The sequence below is a fragment of the Clostridium sp. Marseille-Q7071 genome (assembly GCF_965112025.1).
In genome coordinates, this window is sequence record NZ_CBCOPR010000001.1 from 2621662 (window position 1) to 2644139 (window position 22478).

A 22478-nucleotide genomic window follows, 5' to 3' on the forward strand; every position below is an offset into this window, starting at 1 on the left:
ATGATTTTAGAAAATAAAGATATTAACAGTTATGAAGTTACAGATTTAACTTCTTTAGAAAAACTAGAACCTGTTAGAGTTAGACCAGGTATGTATATTGGGTCAACAGGAACAAAAGGACTTCATCATTGTATTTGGGAGATCTTTGATAACGCCATAGATGAAATTGCGAATGGCTATGGAGATAGTGCAGAATTGATTTTAAATAGTGATAAAAGTGTAACTATTATAGATAATGGTAGGGGAATTCCTACAGGAATACATCCTATAAAAAAGAAGTCTGGTGTAGAGATGGTATATACAGAACTTCATACAGGAGGAAAGTTTAATAATTCTAACTATAAAACTTCAGGAGGACTTCATGGTGTTGGGGCAGCGGTGGTAAATGCTCTTTCATCTTGGCTTGAGGTTGAAGTTAGACAAAAGGGACAAATTTTTCGTCAGCGTTTTGAATATGCTTATGATAAAGCACTTAAAAAGAAAATGCCTGGAACTCCAGTTACTAAGCTTGAAGTTGTAGGTAAGACTAAAGAAACAGGAACTAAAATAACTTTTATGGCTGATAGTGAAATTTTTGGAAGTGTAGATTATAAATTTGATCTCATTGATGAAAGACTTCAAGAGCTAGCTTTTCAAAATAAAGGAATAACTTTAATTTTAAAAGATAATAGAAAAAGTGAGCCCATAGAGAAAACTTATCACTCTGAAAGAGGATTATTAGACTTTATAGATTATTTAAATGAGAGTAAAGCTATACTTCATAAAGACCCTATTTTATTTAGTGGTGAAAGAGAAGTTAATGGACTTAACTTAGATGGTGAAGTTTGCATCCAATTTACTGATTCTACTACGGAGTATATAGCTAGTTATGTAAATAATATTCCTACCACAGAAGCAGGAACCCATGAAACTGGTTTTAAAACTGGAATGACTAGAGCCTTTAAAGAATGGAGTAAAAAGCTTAATTTAATTAAAGAGAAGGACAAGGAATTTGAAGGTGACGATTTAAGAGAAGGGATGACAGCAATCGTAAAAATAAAGGTCAGTAACCCTATTTTTGAAGGTCAAACTAAAACAAAATTAGGGAATGCAGAGGCTTATTCTATGATGAATGAGCTATGTTATCAAAAGATTGGTGAATGGATAGAAGACAATAAAGAAACAGCTACTATTATTATAAATAATGCTATTTCTGCTGCACAACGTAGAGAAAAGATTAAAAAGATAAATGAAGCTGAAAAAAAGAAAATAGGAAATGGTACATCACCATTAGCAGGAAAGATAGCAGTATGTACTCTTAAAAATTCTCAGTTCACAGAATTTATAGTAGTTGAGGGAGATTCAGCTGGTGGTAGTGCAAAGCAAGCCAGAGACAGAAGGTTTCAAACCATTATGCCTTCAAAAGGTAAAATAATGAATACAGAAAAGCAAAAGCTAGAAAATGTATTAGCCAGTGAAGAACTTAAAATTTTTAATACAGCTGTTGGAACAGGAGTTTTAGATAATTATAAAGAAGAAGATTTAAAATATGATAAAATAATTATCTTAAGTGATGCTGACGTGGATGGATATCATATACGTACACTATGGATGACTTATGTTTATAGGTATATGAGGCCATTAATTCAAAATGGACATTTATATATAGCACTTCCTCCATTATATAAGGTTTATAAAAATAGTAAAAATGGTGAGATTTCTAAATATGCTTATAGTGGTGAAGAGTTAGAGAAGGTAAAAAAAGAAATTGGAAAGGGTGCATTAATTCAACGATATAAAGGTCTTGGAGAAATGAATGCTGAACAATTATGGCAAACTACTTTAAATCCTGAAACTAGAACTCTTCAACGAGTGACTATTGAAGATGCATCGAAGGCTGAAAAAATGATTTCACTTTTAATGGGAGATATAGTAGAACCAAGGAAAAATTATATGTACAAATACGCAGAATTTTAGGAGGTGTTAAATCATGGCTAAGAAAAGTAATCAAATTCCAATAGATAGTAATATTATTAATACACCATTACATGAGGCAATGCCTGATAACTATCTCCCTTATGCGGTAGAAGTTTCAAAAGATAGAGCTCTGCCAGATGTAAGAGATGGTCTAAAGCCTGTTCATAGGAGAATACTCTATGGTGCATATATGCTTAAAGCTTTTCCGGATAAGCCCTATTATAAATCTGCAAGAATAGTAGGGGACATATTAGGTAAATATCATCCACATGGTGATACATCTGTATATGATGCAATGGTAATTTTAGCTCAAGATTTCTCTACAAGAATGCCACTTATTGACGGTCATGGAAACTGGGGAAGTATTGATGGAGATAGTGCTGCTGCCATGCGTTACACAGAAGCTAGACTTTCAAACATTTCTATAGAACTTTTAAAAGATATAGATAAAAATGTAGTAGATATGGTGGACAATTATTCTGATACAGAGAAGGAGCCATCTGTATTACCAGGGAGATACCCAAATCTTTTAGTAAATGGAGCCTTTGGTATAGCAGTAGGTCTTGCTACAAATATTCCACCTCACAATTTGGGGGAGGTAATTGATGCTTCATTAGCTTATGCAGATAATAATGAAATAACTACAAAAGAATTAATGTCATATATTCAAGGACCTGATTTACCAACAGGCGGAACATTAATAGGTAAGAATGCTATTTTAGCTGCTTATGAAACGGGAGAAGGAAAGGTAACTCTAAGGGCAAAGACTCATATTGAAACCTTAGAAAATGGTCGCTTAGGAATTGTAATAACAGAGTTTCCATATAGAAAAAACAAGGCAAAATTGCTTCAGTCTATCTCTGATATGACTGGAGATAAGAAACATTCTAAAGCATTAGAAGGAATTTCTGATATTAGAGATGAATCGGACAGAGAAGGAATACGAGCTGTTATAGAATTTAAGAAAAGTGCTACTGAGGAAAGTGTAAATAAAGTATTAAAATACTTATTTAAGAAAACAGAACTTCAGTGTAATGTTTCCTTTAATATGGTGGCATTGGCAAATGGAAAACCAGAAACCTTAGGATTGAAGGCGTTAATCCATCATTATGTTGAACATCAAAAGGATGTAGTGACTAGAAGAACAAAAAGAGAGCTTGAAATTGCAGAAAAAAGATTTCATATAGTTGAAGGCTTTATAAAAGCTATTGATATTATGGATGAAATAATAAAAACTATAAGAGCATCTAAGTCAAAAAAGGATGCTGCTATAAATTTAATAGCTAATTTTGGATTTACTGAACTTCAAGCAGAAGCTATATTAGAGATGATGCTATATAGATTGACTGGACTTGAAATAAAAACTTTTGAAAAGGAATATAAAGAACTTGAAGTTCTTATGAGAAAACTAAGAAAAATTTTAGATAATGAAAAAGAACTTATAAAAGTTATAAAAAAAGAGCTTTTAGAGATAAAAGATAAATATGATGATAAAAGAAGGACAGAAATTATTGAAAATGACAATGAAGCTAAAATAGAATTAGAAGAATTAATAATAGAAGAGGATATAGTTATAACTGTTTCTAATGAAGGTTTTATAAAGAGAACACCACTAAAATCCTTTAATAGAACCTCTCAAGATGTAGAAGATATAGATCATCGAGAAGGAGATTATAATAAATTCCTACTTCAAAGTAATACAAAAGATACTTTAATCTTCTTTACGTCAGGGGGAAATATGTATCAACTAAAGGGAATTTCTATTCCTGAATTTAAGTGGAAGGAAAGAGGAGAAAAAATAGAGAGTTTAATAAAAAGCTTCGACTCGTCTAAAGAATCTATTGTAGCAACTTTTTCTATAGAGAGTTTTGAAAAACCAAGAAACTTATTATTATTTACCTCTAGTGGTATGTTAAAGAAAACTGAGCTTTCTAAATTTAATACTAATTACACAAAGCTTTCTGCATTAAGATTAAGAGAAGGAGAAAAGCTTGTAGATGTAAAGATAGTTAATATGGATAGAGAAGAGTGTTTTATTAAAGTTACTACAAAAAATGATTTATGTTTTAATGTAGAAGAACCAATTATTGAAGAAAGTGATAGAAGTCTACTTGGAAAGCAACTTTTTAATTTACCTAATGGTGATGAAGTTATATCCATAGATTACACTGATGAATACGAATTTAGAGAGTTTTTCTTAAGTATAAATTCTAAGGGATTTATAAGAACAAGTAATAGGAAATCTAATGATAAGCACATAACTTTAACTAGTAGTAATGAAGAAATTCTTTTATTCACAGAAAAAGGAAAGGTGTATAAGCTAAAAGGTTATATTCTTCAAAATATAGATAAGAAGGGAATAAGTCTAGTTGAACTGCTTCAAGATTATGATAAAGAGGATAAGATTATTAGTATAATTTCTTTAAATAAATATGAAGATGGAAAAAGCTTTTACTTTATCACTAAAAAAGGGTTAATTAAAAGAACTTTATGCAGCGAATTTGAGGGAGATTATATTATAACTACCGGATATAAATTGAAAACTGAGGATGATAGGGTAATTTCTGTATCCTTAGAAAATAGTGATAATTTGGCACTAATTGTTACTGAAAAGGCTATGTGTATTAAATTTAATATCTCTACTATAAATACCATGGGTAAAAATGCTAGTGGAGTTACCGCTATTAGCTTAAAAGATGATGATAGTGTTATCTTTGGAGATATAATTTATGAAGAACTAGGTAGAGAACTTCATGAAAAAGAGAAATACTTATGCGTAGATAAATTAAAAACAAATTTAATTTTAAATACTTTAAAAGGAGAAGCAAAAACAATTCCTATAAGTGATATAAGCACACAAAATAGAGCAGGTCGTGGAAAGAATGTAATGCTCTTCTTAAGTGATGATAAAATAGAGAGTGTTGAAAGAGAGTAAGTTTTATGAAAAAGATATTTTTAAAAAATAAATTAAAATTTATCTATACTCATAGTGAAAACACTATAACTTCTTTTACAATAGGGCTGAATGCAGGTGCAATAGTAGAAGAGAGTAATGAACTAGGATTAGCCCATGTGGTTGAACATATGGTTTTTAAAGGAACCAAAAATAGAAGTGAAGCAGAAATTAATAATCAATGCGATAAAATTTTTGGATTTCATAATGCTATGACAAATTACCCTTATGTAGTTTATTATGGTACTTGCCTTTCAGAAGACTTTGAAAAGGGCTTAGAAGTCTATAGTGATATATTATTAAATCCTACTTTTGATGAAGAGCATTTTAAAGATGAAATATCGGTCATTTGTGAAGAATTAAAGGAATGGAGCGATGATACATCTCAATATTGTGAAGATAGGATATTATCTAATGGGTTTATTCATAGAAGAATAAAAGAACTTATTATAGGGAGTGAAGATATAATAAAGTCTTTTACGGTAAATGATGTAAGAAGCTTTTATGATAAATACTATATACCTAATAATTGTACTATTTCAGTAGTATCTTCACTGTGCTTTGAAGATGTTTATAAAATAATAGATAAATATTTTTCTCAGTGGGAAGAAAAATATTATGAAAATAATGAAATAGTTTATGAGGAAAATACATGTGGAACATTTATTGAAGAAAAAAGTGATATAAACTCTTGTAAAATACAATATATTTTTCCAATACACAATTTGAACCATAGAGAAATAACTTTACTTAGAATATTTAATTCTTTTTTTGGAGAAGGAACTAGTAGTATTTTATATGATGAAATAAGGACTAAAAGGGGATTAGTTTATGATATAAGCTCTAAGCTTAAAAATGAAAATGGCATTAAATTATATACTATAACCCTTGGTACCTCAAAAGAAAATATAAACACTTCAATTGAAATTATAAATGATGAAATTGAAAAGGTTAAAGTATTAAAGGGATATTTTACAGAAGGAAAAATTGAGGATATAATAAAATCATTAAAATTAAAAAGAATCTTAGGACTAGAGAAATCTATATCATTATCCTTTAATATATGTATTTTTGATATTATGTATGGAGATTACAATATTTTATTCAATGAGTACGATATAGAAGATATAACTGAGGATGAAATTCTTAAAGTTGCAAATAAAGTCCTTAACAACCCAACTATTCAAATAATAAAATCAAAATAGAGGCTGTTGCAAAACGGATATTTATAAATTTTGATGAATAAAACCATGCATATAAGGGAATTTGTTTTCCTGTTTATGCATGGTTTTTTATTTTATATAGGGAGCTTTGCATTTTGCAACGCCACTTATTTCAAAAATTTTTGAAAAACACAGGGTGTTTGTCTTAGATGGTAATATATGATAAATTTAACACATAAATAAAATTTATATTTGGGGGATTGAGATGAGAAAAATATTATATGTTATGCTGTCTATAATCTTAAGTTTTGGGCTATTTGGATGTTCTAAAGACTCTAGCATTGAAGAAAATAAAGTGGAAAGTAAAGTAGAAGTAAATCCATTAGTTAATGAATTACCTAAACTAAAAGTATTTATAGACGATAAAGAAATGGATGTTCAGTTAGGGGATTACATGTATTATGCTGGAGATAAGCAAATTACTACTCCAGCTCATAAAGAAGAATTAAATCAAGAGCCGACAGTGTTTAAAAAAGTTAAAAAAAGTAGTGAGATGGTTTTAGAATTTAGTGAAGAACCTAAGTCTTATAACGTAATAGTTATAAAAGATATAGATATTGTAGGTAGAGCTGAAGGCATAGATGTAGATTTAAAGGACAATAAGGCAATACTTCCAAAAGAAAAAGGCAAATACGTTATAATGATAGATGCCGAATATAGTAAAGGTAATGTAGGGTATGGTTTAGATATTCAGATTAAGTAAGTTATATAAACATATTGATTTAAAATTTAATAGATAGACAAGTATTTTCTAGAACGAGAAGTGGTAACATTTAGTTATCACTTCTTGTTTTTTTATAATTATATAATTGTTAATATAAAATTACCAAAATAAATGTAAAAATATATATAATTATATATATTTTGCTTGAATTTATTTCTAAATTATAATAAAATGCAATAGTATGTCAAGAAATATAAGAAAAAGGTCGAATTTTTATGTGGCAGTATAAAGTAAACTTCATATGGCTTTACTAGGATATTTATATGAAAAATTTTTTGAAAGATTTATGAAAGGAGCAAAAGAAATGTTTAATGAACACATGAAACCATTTAAAATACTTAATTTTGGAAAGCTTAAAAGAAAAGGGTGGAAGAAAGAAAAAAATTTTATATATGGAAAATATAATGATTATGATTTTACTGTTTTTCAAGGAGATAATTATAAAGGAATAATTATGCCCTTAGAAGGAATATCTAAACCGCAAATTGAAATAATTCAAAGTTTTTTTACTAACAATGCTAAAAAATATAATTTGAAAAATTATTTTTTTGAAGGAGAATTTTTACGTATAAATATTTCAGAAAAATTTCTAACCTTAAGCAGTGGTAAATTAGAAGATATGTTAGAAGAATTTACTATGTTTTTAAATCTATCTGATATAAATCTAAAAAACAGATGTATATTTTGCGGAGAAGACAATGCTTATGAAACAATACTTAAGGAAAAGGTATTATGCCAAAGTCATCAGGAATGCTATGCACAAGAAGATACAAAGCTAAAGGTTGAAAAAAATAATCTAGAATTAGAAAATAAAAATTATTTTAGAGGAACTATAGGAGCTTTATTAGGAGGAATTATAGTTGTAATATTAAATTTTATATTTAGCATTTTTACTGATAAAACTTTTATTTTCATAGGTTTTTTTATAGCTTTAGGAGCATTTAAAGGATATAGCTGTTTAGGTGGAAAAGTAGGAAAAGGCACTAAATATATTATTATTTTTTCAACTATTTTCTTATTAATACTTTCACCAATAATAAATATTATATATTATATGATATTTAGTGAGACACCTCTTACTATAGAGAATTTTAGTTTTCTAATAGCTTTAAAAGAAAATTTTTATTAATTGCAAAAGAATTAATTATGAATTCAATTATGGCAATCTTAGGCATTCTTGATGTAATACGAAGAATTAATATCGAAATTAAAGGGTCATCATCAAAACTTAAAAAAGTTTCATTATAAAAAAGATAAGAACAAACATAAGTAAAGTTAATAGGACATAATTTTAGTAGAATTTTTATATGAAGATTATCTCTTCAAAAAATTTATGACGGGAGAAAATAAATGCTTAATAGAAAAATATTTAATGAAATTTCTGATTTATTTATAATGTTTGGATTTAGACGATTTAAAGCTAAAGGTTGGAAAAGATATAAGAAGTTTATATGTGGGAAATATAATAATTATAATTTTACAGTTTTTCAAGGTGACAAATGCAAGCATATATTCGTGCCACTAAAGGGGATATCTCAGCAGGAGATTAAAATAATTCAAAGTTACTTAGATAATAATGCTAAAAAATATAATTTGAAAAATTATATTTTTGAAGAAGAAATTTTACAAATGATTATATCAGAGAAAATGTGGTATTTAAGTGGAAGAAAGTTAGAAAATATATTAAGTGATTTTACTATGTTTTTAAATCTATCAAATATAAATTTTCAAAACAGATGCATGTTTTGTGGAGAAAACGGTGCTAATAAAGTTATACTTAAAACTAATATATTATGTGAAGTTCATGAAGCATGCTATACAGAAGAGATTAATAGGCTTATAACTGAAAGAGATGCTTTGGAGCTAGAACATAAAAACTATATTAGAGGAACTATAGGCGCTATATTTGGAGGAATAGGAGCCTTTATAATAAATATAATGATAATTTTATTTTTTGAAGATTTAGTGATAGTTTCAGGAGTCATCTTTGCAGAAGGTACATTTCTAGGATATAAATTTTTAAGTGGGAAAATGGGTAAAAACACAAAATACATTGTTATTCTTTCCACTATTCTTTCTATATTTTTTGCAGAAATAATATTTATTATTTTATATATAATAGGCATAGATATGCCTTTAAATATGAGCAATTTTATGTTAGTACTGAAAAATTCAGATGTTCGTGAATTTGTAATTTTTAGCCTACCGTGGCTTTTAGGGACATCTGCTTTAAGTATATATAGAATAATAAAAGAAATTGACTATAAAATAAAAAATCAATTGCCGATGATTAAAAAGATTTCATTATAATAAAAAGCTAAGAATAAGATATTTCTCTTATTCTTAGCTTTTTCTATAATGATTCATAGATTTTCTTTATAAGTAGAGCATCATTTTCAAGAATAGGACTTTCGCAAATTACACATCCTTTTATATTAAAATCTCTAAAAGCTTTCATACAAGCATTATAGTTAAAATCACTTTCCTCAAAAGGAAGGTGGTTTTTTTCACCTTTAGGTCCATAGTTTATACCAGATATATGAATGTGCATATCATCTAATGCTTCCTGGCCCAAATTATCTCCTATATGTGATAATATTTTTGCAAAATCATCATATTCTTTTAATGCTCCATTATATCTTGCATGCAAATGAGAAAAGTCTACACATAGTTTACAAGTAGGTATTCTTTTACAAAGCTCAACTAGCTCTTCAAGAGATCCAAACTGAGTAGGTTTACCTGTAGTCTCTAACCTATAATCTACTCCAAAGTGTGGAATTTTTCTTAAATTCTCTTCAATGGTATCAAAAGTTTCCTCTGGGGAGTCTTTCAAATAAAAACCAGGGTGAAATATCAAGCTTCGTCCACCTACCTTTTGAAGGCCTTCTGCTCCTTTAACTATACGCTCAATAGATTTTTCTTGTTTTTCAATTTCATCAGAATTTAGATTTATATAATAAGAACCATGAGCAGAAAGATAAAAGTTATTTTCTTCCTTAGCTTTAAAAACGTCATTTTTATTTTTATCTGTTATATTAACTGAGCGAACAAAAGGTAGTTCCATTGCATCCAATCCTAAATTTTTCAAATGAGGGATGCCAGTTTTATAAGTAAATTTTGTATTTTCATCTCCAAGAGGAAGACCAGAAATTCCAAATAATAATTTGTCCATTAAATCACCTCAAAAATTAAAGTATGATGTGATTATATCATACTTCTGAATAAATTTATAATTAACCTTGAACAATTCAGAATTCACAATACACAATGCAGAATTAAGGTGGGAATCAATTCTTTATAAATTAATTTCTTCAAATAAATTTTTCGGATTTTGCTGAGAAATATTCATAATTGTAAATTGTGAATTGTGAATTAAAATACTAAAAAATAGCATTTACCGTAGTATATTTGTTAATTTTATAGCTGGCTATCTATAGATATAATGAGCAACAAAGTGATAATTAAATAAAGGTCAATTGTAAATTTATTTAAATCTTTGCTATAATGTTAAATAGTATGATTTAAGAGGTGAACCAATGGAAAGTAAATGGATGCTTAGAACTACTAAGACGGATGTTAAGTCGCTGGCGAAAAAGGTAGGCTTAAACCCAATTACAGTAAAAATAATGGCGAATAGAGAAATAGATACCGTTGAAAAAATAAATAAATTTATAAATCCAACTTTTTCCCAATTTCATGATCCACTTCTTATGAAGGACATGGGAAAGGGAGTATCAATAATTAAAAATGCTATAGAACAAGGCGAAAAAATAATGATTTATGGCGACTATGATGCAGATGGCGTTACTAGTACAGTTATATTATATAAAGCATTAAAAAACTGTAATGGTAAGGTAAGTTTTTATATACCAGACAGAGAAAATGAAGGCTATGGCATGAGTAGCGAAAGAATTGAGAAAATAAAGGAAGAGGGATATAATACTATAATTTCTTGTGATAATGGAATTTCTGCATTAGAACAGGTAGAGAGAGCAAAAGAATTAGGAATGACTGTAGTAATTACCGATCATCATGAGTTACCTTTTGAGGATGTAGATGGAGAAAGAGTATATAAAATGCCTGTAGCTGATGCAGTTATAAATCCTAAGAGAAATGACTGCGAATATCCTTTTAAAAACTTATGCGGCGCAGGAATTGCATTTAAATTTAGTTGTGCATTATATGAGGCTATGGGAATTTCTGTAGAAAATGCCTATGATTTAATTGAAATTGCAGGCATAGGCACTATATGTGATGTAGTTGATCTCATTGATGAAAATAGGGTTATAGCTAAAGAAGCTCTTAAACTAATGAATAATACAAAAAATATAGGCTTAAAGACACTGAAAGAAATTTTAGATATAAGAAATGAAATGAGTTCTTATCATGTTGGATTTTTAATAGGACCTTGCATAAATGCTACAGGAAGATTAGAAACAGCTTTTTTATCTGTAGATTTATTACTTTGTGAAGATATAGAAAAGGCTAAGGAATTAGCTTCTACTTTAGTGGAATTAAATAAGAAAAGACAGGAAATGACTAATGATAGTGTAGAAGCAATAGTGAATATGGTAAATAGTTCATCACTTATAAATGATAAGGTTTTAGTAGCTTATAAAGAAGATGTACATGAAAGTATAGCAGGTATTGTAGCAGGAAGAGTTAGAGAAAAATTTAATGTACCAACTATAATATTAACAAAAGGTAAAGAAATGCCTAAAGGTTCTGGAAGATCTATTGAAGAATATAATATGTTTGAAGAGCTTATAAAGTGCAAGGATTTACTTCATAAATTTGGTGGACATCCTATGGCAGCAGGACTTTCGATAAAAGAAGAAAACATAACATTGTTTAGAGAAAAGCTAAATGAGCTTTGTGAACTATCAGAAGAAGATTTAATTCCTAAAATAAGAATAGATGAGAGGCTACCACTTAAATATATAGATTTTAATTTAATAGAAGAACTTCGTAGTTTAGAGCCTTTTGGTAAAGGTAATAATTCTCCAATTTTAGCAGAAAAAAATATACCTATTGAAAGAATAAGTATACTTGGAGAAAAGAAAAACACTTTAAAATTTAGGTGTAGAATATCGGGAACTAATAGATATATAGATGCAATATGCTTTAATAAAGTAGAAGAGTTTATTGAAATGTTAAAAAATGAATATGGAGAAAGCTATGAATATATGCTTGAAAATCCTCAAGGGCTGAAGATGGACATGGTATTTTCACCATCTGTAAATGATTATAACGGTAATGTGTCTGTACAATTAAAAATCAATAATTTTAAAATATCTAACTAACTTATGTAATTGAACTGTTATTTAAAGCTATTAAGCGACTCTTTAAATAATAAAAAAAGGAAAGGTTACAAATAACTTTTCCTTTTTTATTATTAATTGTATAAATCTATAATAAAATTTTTACTTTTTTAATTCTATTTTTTTCAATTTCTTCAACAATAAATTTTTTATCTTTAAAAACAATTTGTTGTTTCAACTGTGGAAAATTTCCTAATTCACCTATAATAAAACCACCAATAGAATCAAACTCATGGGAGTGGATATCAGTTCCTATAAGATCATTGATATCTTCAATTTTAACACTTCCATCAACTAGATATTCACTATCATTGATTATAGTGATTTCTGAATGTTGTTCGTCATATTCGTCATCAATTTCTCCAACAATTTCCTCCAACATATCTTCTATAGTTATAATACCAACAGTACCACCATACTCGTCTAAAACTATGTTCATATGTTGTCTGGTTTTATTTATTTCTCTAAATAAATCAATAACCTTCTTATATTCATAAGTATAATAAGGTTTTCTCATATGGTTTTTTATACGAAACTCATCTTCTTTGAAATCAGCCATCAATATATCTTTCACATAGATAATACCTACTATATTATCTATAGTTTCTTGATAAACCGGTATTCTTGAAAATTGCTCTTCCTTAATAACCTGCATAATTTCTTCAAAAGTAGAGTTTAGTTCTATGGCAATTACATCCACTCTTTGAACCATAGCATCTTTTACATATAGGTCGCCAAACTCAAATACTTTATGAATTATTTCTTTTTCTTCCACTTCTAAAATGCCTTCTTCTTCACTTACATCTACAATAGTTTTTAATTCTGCCTCTGTTATTAGAGGAACAGTATTAGAAGCTTTACCGCCTAGTATTGATATAAGAATATTAGCTATAAATGTAGTCAATGAAACCAAAGGCTTTAAAATTATTGAGGCTACAGATATGATAGGTGCAACTAATAAAGAAATTTTTTCAGCATTTTGTGAGGCCAAAGTTTTAGGGGTAATTTCTCCAAAAATAAGAATTACTATAGTCATCACTAAAGTTGCTATAGCGACCCCTTCAGAACCTAACATTTTTATAGCAACAGCAGTTGCTAAAGATGAACTGGCAATGTTCACTATATTATTACCTACTAGTAAAGTTCCTAAAAGCTTGCTTGGATCATCGTTTAGCTTTTGAACTTTTTTTGCACCTTTTACATCTTCATCTACCATATGTCTTAGTTTAATTTTGTTTAGAGACATAAGTGCAGTTTCAGAAGCAGAAAAAAAAGCAGAACCGCATATGAGAATGATTAAAATAATAAATTGCCACGTACTACCAGGCTCCAAAATTACAACACACTCCTTAAAGCACAATATTTAGTTAATAAATATATTATAGCATATCTAGGAAATTTACAAAAGTTCGAAAAAATTTAAAAATTATTAAAAAAGTTCTTTAAGGACAAGTTTTTCTATATTTAAGTAGAAATTAGTAACCAATGCACCATATATATTAAATAATTTTCATTATGCATATAGATAAACTACTTAAAAAGTTAATTTATAACTAATAACTATTCCATTAAATATTTTAATCAACAATTTAAAATAATGCACAATTCAAAATTCATAATGCACAATTACGGTTGAAATTAATTTTATAAATTAATTTCTTTAAATAGATTTTTTAATAAGAGTGACTTTGTCACTTGAAAAGATAATGTAACTAAACTATATTGCCAAAACTAACTATATCACTTTAAAATAATCAATTCTAAATTTCTCAGTTTCTGCTGAGAAATATCCACAATTGTGAATTCAATAGTTTTAATTATAATACTAAAAGCATCAATAGTCTCAAATATATGCTAATTTTAGAACTGGTATATGTGTATTATAGATTTGACATATTCATATTAAAGCTTCTAGATAAAAATAAAAAATAATTAAGCTTTATAAAAATTAAAGATTCAAATAAAAAGTTAGATTTTATGGATTATAGTTACATAATGCTCAATATTATTAAAGAATATTTAAAATTTAAATGCAAATAATAATATCGTAAGGCAAAGAAAAATTAAATATAATATAAGGAGGAAACTATCATGAAAAATATAGAAAATAAAAAAAATGAAAATCAAGATCTTAAAAATTCAGTAAATGAATTACAAAATGTACAAAATGACTTAAGAAACAACCAAAAAAATGAACAAAAAAATGAATTAGATGATAATCAAAATTGTGATTTGCAATAAGGAAATGAAAGCAATATTTTAGAAAAAATAAGAAACTCTAAATTTTAGAGTTTCTTATTTTTTTTATAAGTTAAACTGACAATTAAATAAGCGTGACCTAAGTCACGCTTATCCTTATATTCATATTCAATTGTAAGTCTGCTATTTTAAGACTATAATCCTCTTTCGTAAGATTCAACCATTTTCTTAACCATTTGTCCGCCAATTGAACCAGCTTCTCTAGAAGTTAAGTCTCCGTTGTAACCATTTTTAAGATTAACTCCTACTTCTTTAGCAGCTTCCATTTTAAAGTTGTTTAATCCTTCTCTAGCTTCTGGTACTAAAACTCTATTTCTGCTCATACAAATTGCCTCCTTATTTTTAAGTTAATGGTATACTAAATGTAACTATTAACTACATTATTAGTATTGATTTTGAATTTTTATTTATAGTATTTAATTTTTGGCAGTTATTATAAATTTCTTTCGTAAGCTTCCACCATTTTTTTAACCATTTGTCCGCCAACTGAACCGTTTTCTCTAGAAGTTAAATCTCCGTTGTAACCATTTTTAAGATTAACTCCTACTTCTTTAGCAGCTTCCATTTTAAATCTATCTAATCCTTCTCTTGCTTCTGGTACTAAAACTCTGTTTCTGCTCATTTGTGAGTACCTCCTTTTTATTTAGTACAGATTAACTATAATCCTCTTTCGTAGGATTCAACCATTTTTTTAACCATTTGTCCGCCAACTGAACCGTTTTCTCTAGAAGTTAAGTCTCCATTGTAACCATTTTTAAGATTAACTCCTACTTCTTTAGCAGCTTCCATTTTAAAGTTGTTTAATCCTTCTCTAGCTTGTGGAACTAATATTCTGTTATTGTTATTAGCCATTTCTTGAACACCTCCTTTTCTTTTGGTACTATTAGTTTAACCGCATATAAATCTTTTATTTTATTAATTTAAAGGAAAGAACTGAATATAATTCTTGCTTTGGTATATATTAGGTAATATAGATACCAATATTAACAATTTATACAAAAATGAGTATTATATTTAGTAGAAAATCTTAAAATAAACTGTGTTCAAAAATTATTATAAAGCCTTTAAAATCAATATTCTAAAGTAATATTTAGTCATGCATTAAAAAAAATAAAAAAATAAAAAATAATTTTTTGTTTTTTATTTATTATTAAATTTTTATTGACTTTTAATTTTCAATTGATATATATTTATTACTTAAATAACTTTAATAAATACATAAAAGAACTATTATATTTATTTTTACATTAAAATTTAAAGTAATACATCTGTAAAAAGGGTATATTAATCTAATTTTGAAAGCTTTTAAAAGTAATAGAGTCATCTAAAGAGTTAAACTTTATTTACACATATAAAAGGTGTCCGTAATTGCAATTTATGTATTAAATAAAAAACACTGAACTATTTCTAGGGGGTAATACTTTGAATGAAAAAAAAATAATCATGACTGGTGGAGGATCTGCTGGCCATGTTACACCAAATATAGCATTGATGCCAAAGCTAAAAGCTTTAGGTTATGATATACAATATGTAGGAACTAAAAATGGTATAGAGCGTCAATTAATTGAGGCAGAAAATATAAAATATCATGTTATTTCCAGTGGTAAACTAAGAAGATACTTTGATGTTAAAAACTTTACAGATCCTTTTAGAGTGATAAAAGGAGTCTTTGATGCTATATCTATACTTAAAAATGAAAAACCTAATATAGTATTTTCTAAAGGCGGATTTGTATCTGTGCCAGTAGTATTAGCAGCAAAATTTAATAAAATTCCTGTTATTATTCATGAAGCAGATATGACACCAGGACTTGCAAATAAAATTTCAATGCCATATTGCACTAAAATTTGTGTAACTTTTCCAGAGGCACTTAGCCATATTGAGAATAAAAAGGCGGTACTTACTGGACTACCAATAAGAAATGAACTATTACAGGGTAGTAAACTAAAAGGACAGCAAATATGCAATTTTAAAGAAGATAAGCCAATTGTATTAGTAGTTGGTGGAAGTTTAGGATCAAGATTTATAAATGAAGTTGTAAGAGAAAACTTACAAGAACTATTAAAAAAATTTAACATAATTCATGTTTGTGGTAAGGGAAATTTATCAGAAAAACATAGAAATATTGAAGGGTATGTACAGTTTGAATATGTAAAAGAAGAATTACCACATTTAATGAAAGCAGCTTCTATAGTTGTGTCAAGAGCAGGTGCAAACTTTATTTTTGAATTACTATCTCTTAAAAAGCCTAATTTACTTATACCACTTTCTGCAAAGGCAAGTAGAGGAGATCAAATACTAAATGCTAAATCCTTTGAAAAAAACGGATATAGCATGGTTATAGAGGAAGAAAATTTAGATCCTCAAGTTTTATTGGAAAAATTAGATGAATTATACTTAAATAGAGAAAAATATGTTGATGCTATGGACAAAAGTGATGTAAAAAATAGTATTGATAAAATTATAGAGTTAATAGAGACTTATAAAAAGCCGTGATTATCACGGCTTTTTATAATTACAATGAATCCATTTTAATTGAATAAAGTTTAAAAAACTTCTTTTTAAAAGATTAAGTCTCCATAGTTAGTAATATTATAGTGTAAAATTTAAATTATTTAAAATTAATTTTCAGGAAATAGATATTTTGATATTATTTAACACTCACATTAATTTCATTGGAAGAAGGCCCTTGTTATATAAAAAGAATTTCAAAGAAAAAATAATACGTACAGAAGGAAATTTAGATAGGTGTAATAATATGCCTATAAATTCTGTATATAGTCAAGATGTGGATTGGAACTTTAAAAATAAAAAAGAAAAATAAAGGGGGTAGAGTTTATAAAGTCTTTATATCATATAGAAGATATAAAAAAGTATTAAAACATTTTGAGTGATATGCTTATGAAGAGGAAATAGAACTTTATGAAGATGAGAAGGCTATTTAAAAAGATGATAGACACCTTTTAGGGATTGCTATTTATGAAATCTTTCTAAATGAAAATAATGAGGACGTAAAAGTTGTATATAGCGGACACTTAAGAAATGTAATAATTTCTATAATTAAGAATCTCACTATATTTACAAAAGATGACTATGTGATTTTAGAAACCACATATAGTGATATATTTCACAATGAAAGTTTGATAAAAATCATACAAAGCATTATAAAGAATCAGTGGCATAAAAGTATATATGTAAGGTCAAGATTATTACTGCAAGCAGCACTGGTGAAAATATGAGGAAAATTTATCATTTAAAAACAATATAGATAAAAAAGAAAACTCTATAATTTTCGTAAAATATCAGATAGAGAGAATTTTAGGATACAGTATACTACAAAAAATTAAAAGAGTAAAAATTTTGAGAGAAGAATATGATTTAAATTTAAAAATATAATACCCTTAAATATTATATTTTTATATTCATAGAGAATATAAAGTGCAAAAAAATAAAGAAAATTTAGAAAAAGACAAATTTAACATAGAAATATCATTGTTAAATCAAGAGTTTATATTAAAGAATAGGAATAATAAATAGTTAAAAATCTAACAATTAAAGTGGTAATTAATACTTGAAATTTGAAGACTATAGTATATAATGAAAGGTGTATAACATGCTATTTTTTAGTAAAAATATTATATATAAAATGTACTTTTAAAAGTGTTTCTCCCAATTTTTATCATCAGTTTTATTTTCAGATAATGTAAATTATGAGAGAAAACTCAAAAGTAAATTTTACAAAGAAAGAAGGTTTGGACGATGAGAAAAATGAAGACTATGGATGGAAATACCGCTGCTGCTCACGTAGCATATGCCTTTACAGATGTAGCTGCGATATATCCAATCACACCATCATCACCAATGGCAGAACACTGTGATGAATGGGCAGCACAAGGAAGAAAAAATATCTTTGGTCAAACTGTAAAAATGATGGAAATGCAATCTGAAGCTGGAGCTGCAGGAGCAGTACATGGTTCATTACAAGCTGGAGCATTAACTACTACATTTACCGCTTCACAAGGACTATTACTTATGATTCCTAACATGTACAAAATTGCTGGAGAACTATTACCAGGTGTATTTCATGTAAGTGCTAGAGCACTAGCTGCTCAAGCGTTATCAATATTTGGAGACCATCAAGACGTAATGGCTGCAAGACAAACAGGATATGCATTACTTGCAACTAATAGCGTTCAAGAAGTTATGGACTTAGCACCAGTTGCTCACTTAGCTGCATTAGAAGGAAGAGTTCCTTTCCTACACTTCTTTGACGGCTTTAGAACATCTCATGAAGTTCAAAAAATTGAAGCTTGGGATTACGAAACACTAGCTAAATTTGCAAATAAAGAAGCTGTTGAAGTATTCAGAAGTAAAGCTTTAAATCCAAACAATCCAGTAACAAGAGGAACAGCACAAAACCCAGATATATACTTCCAAGCTAGAGAAGCATCTAATAAATTCTATCATGCAATACCAGAAATCGTTGAAAAATACATGGAAATGATAAATAAAGAAATAGGTACAGACTATCACCTATTCAACTACTATGGTGCACAAGATGCAGATAGAATGATAGTTGCTATGGGTTCAGTTTGTGATGTTATAGAAGAAACTATCGATTATTTAACAGCTCGTGGAGAAAAAGTAGGACTATTAAAAGTTCACTTATATAGACCGTTCTCATTAGAACACTTCTTCAAATACATACCAAAAACTGTTAAGAAGGTAGCTGTTTTAGATAGAACAAAAGAACCAGGTTCTGCTGGAGAGCCATTATATCAAGATGTAAGAACTGCTTACTATGATATAGAAAATAGACCAGTTATAATAGGTGGAAGATACGGATTAGGATCAAAAGACACTACTCCATCTCAAATAGTTACTGTATTTGACCATTTAAATAATGAAAGTCTAAAAAATGGCTTTACAGTTGGTATAAATGATGATGTAACTCATACTTCATTAGAGACATCAAGAGAAATCAGAACTACAACTGATGGAACAATAGAATGTAAATTCTGGGGTCTTGGATCAGATGGTACTGTTGGAGCGAACAAAAGTGCTATTAAAATCATTGGAGATAACACTAACATGTATGCTCAAGCATACTTCTCATACGACTCTAAAAAATCAGGTGGTATAACAGTATCTCACTTAAGATTTGGTAAAAAACCAATTAAATCACCATATTTAATAAACCATGCTAACTATGTTGGATGTCACAATCAGTCATATGTTAATAAATATGATGTATTATCTGGAATAAAAGATAATGGAACATTCTTATTAAACTGTATTTGGAATAAGGAAGAATTAGAAGCACATTTACCAGCTAGCATGAAGAGATATATAGCAGAACACGATATTAAATTCTATACTATTAACGCTGTTAAAATAGCAGAAGAAATAGGATTAGGTGGAAGAATTAATATGATAATGCAAGCTGCATTCTTTAAATTAGCTGATATAATTCCAATAGAAGAAGCAGTTGATCACTTAAAGAAAGCTGTTGTTGCCTCTTATGGTAAGAAGGGTGAAAAGGTTGTCAAGATGAACCATGATGCCATAGATGCAGGTGTAAACTCAGTTGTTAAAATAGAAGTGCCAGAATCTTGGAAGAATGCACAAGATGAAATGAAACCAATCCAAGAAAGACCAGATTTCATTAAAAACATAGTTGATGTTATGAATAGACAAGAAGGAGACAAGCTTCCTGTAAGTGCATTTATAGATAGAGAAGATGGTACATTTGAACCAGGTACAGCTGCTTTCGAAAAGAGAGAAATTGCTATTAATGTACCAGAATGGCAACCAGATAAATGTATACAATGTAACCAATGTTCATATGTATGTCCACATGCAGTAATTAGACCATTCATAGGAACAGAGGACTCTTATAAAAATGCTCCAGAAACTTTAGACTTCGTAGATGCTAAAGGTGGAAAGGCATTTGAAGGATTGAAATTCAATATAGGAGTAAGTATCCAAGATTGTACAGGCTGTGGAAACTGTGCTCAAGTTTGTCCAGCGAAAGAAAAGGCTCTTATCATGAAGCCATTTGATACACAAGCTAAACAAATAGAAAATTGGGAATTTAATTTATCACTACCTAAGATGTCAAACCCAATGGGAGTAGCAAGTGTTAAAGGTAGCCAATTTGAAACTCCATTATTAGAGTTCAGCGGTGCTTGCGCAGGTTGTGGAGAAACTCCATATGCTAAACTTGTAACTCAATTATATGGTGATAGAATGATGGTAGCTAATGCTACAGGATGTTCTTCTATTTGGGGAGGAAGTGCTCCTTCAACTCCATATACAGTTAACCATAAAGGTAAAGGACCAGCTTGGGCAAACTCATTATTTGAAGACAATGCTGAGTTTGGATTAGGTATGTTCTTAGGAGTTAACCAATTAAGAGGAAAATTAGAGTTAGCTGTTAAAGAAGTAGTAAATGGTAACATTTCTGAAGAATTAAAAGTTCTATTCAATGAGTGGCTAGATAAGAAAGATGATGCAGAAGCTACTAAAGTTCTTGCGGATAAGATATTGCCATTATTAGAAGTAGGAAAAGACAATGCTATATTAACAGAAGTTTATAACAAAAAAGACTTCTTCGTTAAGAGATCACAATGGATCTTTGGAGGAGACGGTTGGGCTTATGATATTGGATACGGCGGAGTTGACCACGTTTTAGCTACTGGAGAAAATGTAAATGTACTAGTATTTGATACAGAAGTTTACTCAAATACAGGAGGACAATCTTCAAAATCTACTCCAACTGCTGCTATAGCTAAATTTGCAGCTGCTGGTAAGAGAACTAAGAAGAAAGACCTTGGAATGATGGCAATGAGCTATGGATATGTTTACGTTGCTCAAATAGCTATGGGAGCTGACCAAAATCAAACTCTTAAAGCTATAAGAGAAGCAGAAGCATATGATGGTCCATCATTAATCATTGCATATGCTCCATGTATAAACCACGGAATTAAAAATGGTATGGGTGCTACTCAATTAGAAACTAAACTTGCAGTTCAATCTGGATATTGGGCATTATACAGATACAACCCAATGCTAAAAGAGGAAGGAAAGAACCCATTTAGCTTAGATTCTAAAGAGCCAACATTATCATTTAGAGATTACCTAATGGGTGAAGTAAGATATGCATCATTAGCTAAGGCATTCCCAGAACAAGCTGAGAAATTATTTGCTAAAACTGAACAAGATGCAAAAGAAAGATTAGAAGGCTACAAAAGACTTGCAGCTCAAGATTTTTCTAAATAATAAATAGAAAAAAAGGATGAGAGATATCTCTCATCCTTTTACAATTGAGAATTGAAAATGGACAATTGACAATTAATGTGGAAATTATTTTTAGGCAAAATAATTTCTTTAATTTATTTTTACCTAGCAATAAAATTGCTAGGCTTTTTAAAAAAAAGTTACTCTGTAACTTTAAAAAAAGAATCAATTTGAAATTTCTCAGTGATAACTGAGAAATATCCATAATTGTCCATCGTCAATTTTCAATCTTCAATTCATAAAGTGTATTTATTTACAATAAAAGGGCATAATAATATAGAATTAATGTTATAAATTAATTTAATATTTAAATTTTTATATTTTTACCTGAAAATGCTTTTATTATTTGATAAATAAGGGTAAAATGATAACATAAACATAGAGGAGGTAATTACTATGGAAGAAAATAAAAATTGCGGATGTGGTTGTGGTCATGAAGAACATAATCATGAACATGAAGATTGCGGATGTGGTTGCGGAGAACATGAAGTATTAACAGTTGAATTAGAAGATGAAAATGGAAATACGGTTCTATGTGAAATAGTAGATGGATTTATGTACAATGAAAATGAATATGCCTTAGTTCAAAATCCAGAAGATGGAGCTATATATTTATTTAAAGTTGTAGGAGATGACGAAGTAGGAGAATTAGTTGTTCCAGAAGATGAAGAATATGAAGCAGCTAAAGCTTATTACGAAGAGTTAATTACACAAGAAGATTAATAAATTAAAAAGTCGCTATG

The 22478-nt window shown here is 28.6% G+C and carries 17 protein-coding genes; 12 read left to right on the forward strand and 5 right to left on the reverse strand.

Annotated features, from left to right (window positions below):
- From ACWPW7_RS12280 to ACWPW7_RS12305, 6 genes are all read left to right on the forward strand, one after another.
- The gene (locus tag ACWPW7_RS12280; protein WP_454053736.1) at window positions 1-1956 is read left to right on the forward strand and encodes a DNA gyrase/topoisomerase IV subunit B; all 1956 of its coding nucleotides are present in this window, start codon (window positions 1-3) and stop codon (window positions 1954-1956) included.
- A gap of 13 nt (window positions 1957-1969) precedes the next feature.
- A complete protein-coding gene (locus ACWPW7_RS12285; RefSeq protein ID WP_454053737.1) occupies window positions 1970-4891 on the forward strand; it encodes a DNA topoisomerase IV subunit A in 2922 nt (973 codons plus the stop codon).
- Between the two features lie 5 nt (window positions 4892-4896).
- Window positions 4897-6114 (forward strand): M16 family metallopeptidase, encoded by a 1218-nt coding sequence (locus ACWPW7_RS12290; RefSeq protein ID WP_454053738.1) that lies wholly within the window; start codon window positions 4897-4899, stop codon window positions 6112-6114.
- A gap of 223 nt (window positions 6115-6337) precedes the next feature.
- Window positions 6338-6835 (forward strand): hypothetical protein, encoded by a 498-nt coding sequence (locus ACWPW7_RS12295; protein ID WP_454053739.1) that lies wholly within the window; start codon window positions 6338-6340, stop codon window positions 6833-6835.
- A 262-nt stretch (window positions 6836-7097) separates the two neighbouring features.
- Entirely contained in the window at window positions 7098-7985 is an 888-nt protein-coding gene (locus ACWPW7_RS12300) for a hypothetical protein (protein WP_454053740.1), read from the forward strand.
- A 221-nt stretch (window positions 7986-8206) separates the two neighbouring features.
- Window positions 8207-9166 carry a hypothetical protein gene (locus ACWPW7_RS12305; protein WP_454053741.1) on the forward strand — a complete coding sequence of 320 codons (960 nt, stop codon included), beginning with the start codon at window positions 8207-8209 and terminating at the stop codon, window positions 9164-9166.
- Window positions 9167-9209: 43 nt separating this feature from the next.
- Here the strand turns inward: ACWPW7_RS12305 and ACWPW7_RS12310 are convergent, their stop codons facing one another.
- On the reverse strand, window positions 9210-10028 hold the full coding sequence (locus ACWPW7_RS12310; RefSeq protein WP_454053742.1) for a TIM barrel protein: 819 nt from the start codon (window positions 10026-10028) through the stop codon (window positions 9210-9212).
- 364 nt (window positions 10029-10392) lie between these two features.
- On the opposite strand from ACWPW7_RS12310, the gene recJ reads away from it, so the two are divergent.
- Window positions 10393-12159 carry a single-stranded-DNA-specific exonuclease RecJ gene (recJ, locus tag ACWPW7_RS12315; protein WP_454053743.1) on the forward strand — a complete coding sequence of 589 codons (1767 nt, stop codon included), beginning with the start codon at window positions 10393-10395 and terminating at the stop codon, window positions 12157-12159.
- Window positions 12160-12265: 106 nt separating this feature from the next.
- Here recJ and ACWPW7_RS12320 read toward each other — a convergent pair whose 3' ends face one another.
- A complete protein-coding gene (locus tag ACWPW7_RS12320) occupies window positions 12266-13510 on the reverse strand; it encodes an HlyC/CorC family transporter (protein ID WP_454053744.1) in 1245 nt (414 codons plus the stop codon).
- 758 nt (window positions 13511-14268) lie between these two features.
- Here ACWPW7_RS12320 and ACWPW7_RS12325 point away from each other — a divergent pair.
- Complete coding sequence (locus ACWPW7_RS12325) at window positions 14269-14418, forward strand: hypothetical protein (RefSeq protein ID WP_454053745.1); 150 nt, start codon at window positions 14269-14271, stop codon at window positions 14416-14418.
- A gap of 152 nt (window positions 14419-14570) precedes the next feature.
- On the opposite strand, the gene ACWPW7_RS12330 is transcribed toward ACWPW7_RS12325, so the two are convergent.
- The 3 genes from ACWPW7_RS12330 to ACWPW7_RS12340 all read right to left on the reverse strand — a co-directional run bounded on the left by ACWPW7_RS12330 (window position 14571) and on the right by ACWPW7_RS12340 (window position 15288).
- Window positions 14571-14759, reverse strand: a complete 189-nt coding sequence (locus ACWPW7_RS12330) for an alpha/beta-type small acid-soluble spore protein (protein WP_291566529.1) — start codon at window positions 14757-14759, stop codon at window positions 14571-14573.
- A gap of 110 nt (window positions 14760-14869) precedes the next feature.
- A complete protein-coding gene (locus ACWPW7_RS12335; RefSeq protein ID WP_039632433.1) occupies window positions 14870-15058 on the reverse strand; it encodes an alpha/beta-type small acid-soluble spore protein in 189 nt (62 codons plus the stop codon).
- A 35-nt stretch (window positions 15059-15093) separates the two neighbouring features.
- Window positions 15094-15288, reverse strand: coding sequence for an alpha/beta-type small acid-soluble spore protein (locus tag ACWPW7_RS12340; RefSeq protein ID WP_039632435.1), 195 nt, complete (start codon window positions 15286-15288; stop codon window positions 15094-15096).
- Between the two features lie 570 nt (window positions 15289-15858).
- On the opposite strand from ACWPW7_RS12340, the gene ACWPW7_RS12345 reads away from it, so the two are divergent.
- The 4 genes from ACWPW7_RS12345 (at window position 15859) to ACWPW7_RS12360 (ending at window position 22458) form a co-directional block, all read left to right on the forward strand.
- Window positions 15859-16932 (forward strand): undecaprenyldiphospho-muramoylpentapeptide beta-N-acetylglucosaminyltransferase, encoded by a 1074-nt coding sequence (locus ACWPW7_RS12345; RefSeq protein WP_454053746.1) that lies wholly within the window; start codon window positions 15859-15861, stop codon window positions 16930-16932.
- Between the two features lie 193 nt (window positions 16933-17125).
- Window positions 17126-17260 (forward strand): hypothetical protein, encoded by a 135-nt coding sequence (locus tag ACWPW7_RS12350; protein WP_454053747.1) that lies wholly within the window; start codon window positions 17126-17128, stop codon window positions 17258-17260.
- A gap of 935 nt (window positions 17261-18195) precedes the next feature.
- A complete protein-coding gene (nifJ, locus tag ACWPW7_RS12355) occupies window positions 18196-21717 on the forward strand; it encodes a pyruvate:ferredoxin (flavodoxin) oxidoreductase (RefSeq protein WP_454053748.1) in 3522 nt (1173 codons plus the stop codon).
- 414 nt (window positions 21718-22131) lie between these two features.
- Window positions 22132-22458 (forward strand): DUF1292 domain-containing protein, encoded by a 327-nt coding sequence (locus ACWPW7_RS12360; protein ID WP_454053749.1) that lies wholly within the window; start codon window positions 22132-22134, stop codon window positions 22456-22458.
- The last annotated feature ends 20 nt before the right edge of the window (window positions 22459-22478 follow it).

Bases quoted from the DNA above. Each gene is read 5' to 3' on its own strand.
- ACWPW7_RS12280 (WP_454053736.1), top strand. From the start codon at position 1: ATGATTTTAGAAAATAAAGATATTAACAGTTATGAAGTTACAGATTTA.
- ACWPW7_RS12285 (WP_454053737.1), top strand. From the start codon at position 1,970: ATGGCTAAGAAAAGTAATCAAATTCCAATAGATAGTAATATTATTAAT.
- ACWPW7_RS12290 (WP_454053738.1), top strand. From the start codon at position 4,897: ATGAAAAAGATATTTTTAAAAAATAAATTAAAATTTATCTATACTCAT.
- ACWPW7_RS12295 (WP_454053739.1), top strand. From the start codon at position 6,338: ATGAGAAAAATATTATATGTTATGCTGTCTATAATCTTAAGTTTTGGG.
- ACWPW7_RS12300 (WP_454053740.1), top strand. From the start codon at position 7,098: ATGGCTTTACTAGGATATTTATATGAAAAATTTTTTGAAAGATTTATG.
- ACWPW7_RS12305 (WP_454053741.1), top strand. From the start codon at position 8,207: ATGCTTAATAGAAAAATATTTAATGAAATTTCTGATTTATTTATAATG.
- ACWPW7_RS12310 (WP_454053742.1), bottom strand. From the start codon at position 10,028: ATGGACAAATTATTATTTGGAATTTCTGGTCTTCCTCTTGGAGATGAA.
- recJ (WP_454053743.1), top strand. From the start codon at position 10,393: ATGGAAAGTAAATGGATGCTTAGAACTACTAAGACGGATGTTAAGTCG.
- ACWPW7_RS12325 (WP_454053745.1), top strand. From the start codon at position 14,269: ATGAAAAATATAGAAAATAAAAAAAATGAAAATCAAGATCTTAAAAAT.
- ACWPW7_RS12330 (WP_291566529.1), bottom strand. From the start codon at position 14,759: ATGAGCAGAAATAGAGTTTTAGTACCAGAAGCTAGAGAAGGATTAAAC.
- ACWPW7_RS12335 (WP_039632433.1), bottom strand. From the start codon at position 15,058: ATGAGCAGAAACAGAGTTTTAGTACCAGAAGCAAGAGAAGGATTAGAT.
- ACWPW7_RS12340 (WP_039632435.1), bottom strand. From the start codon at position 15,288: ATGGCTAATAACAATAACAGAATATTAGTTCCACAAGCTAGAGAAGGA.
- nifJ (WP_454053748.1), top strand. From the start codon at position 18,196: ATGAGAAAAATGAAGACTATGGATGGAAATACCGCTGCTGCTCACGTA.
- ACWPW7_RS12360 (WP_454053749.1), top strand. From the start codon at position 22,132: ATGGAAGAAAATAAAAATTGCGGATGTGGTTGTGGTCATGAAGAACAT.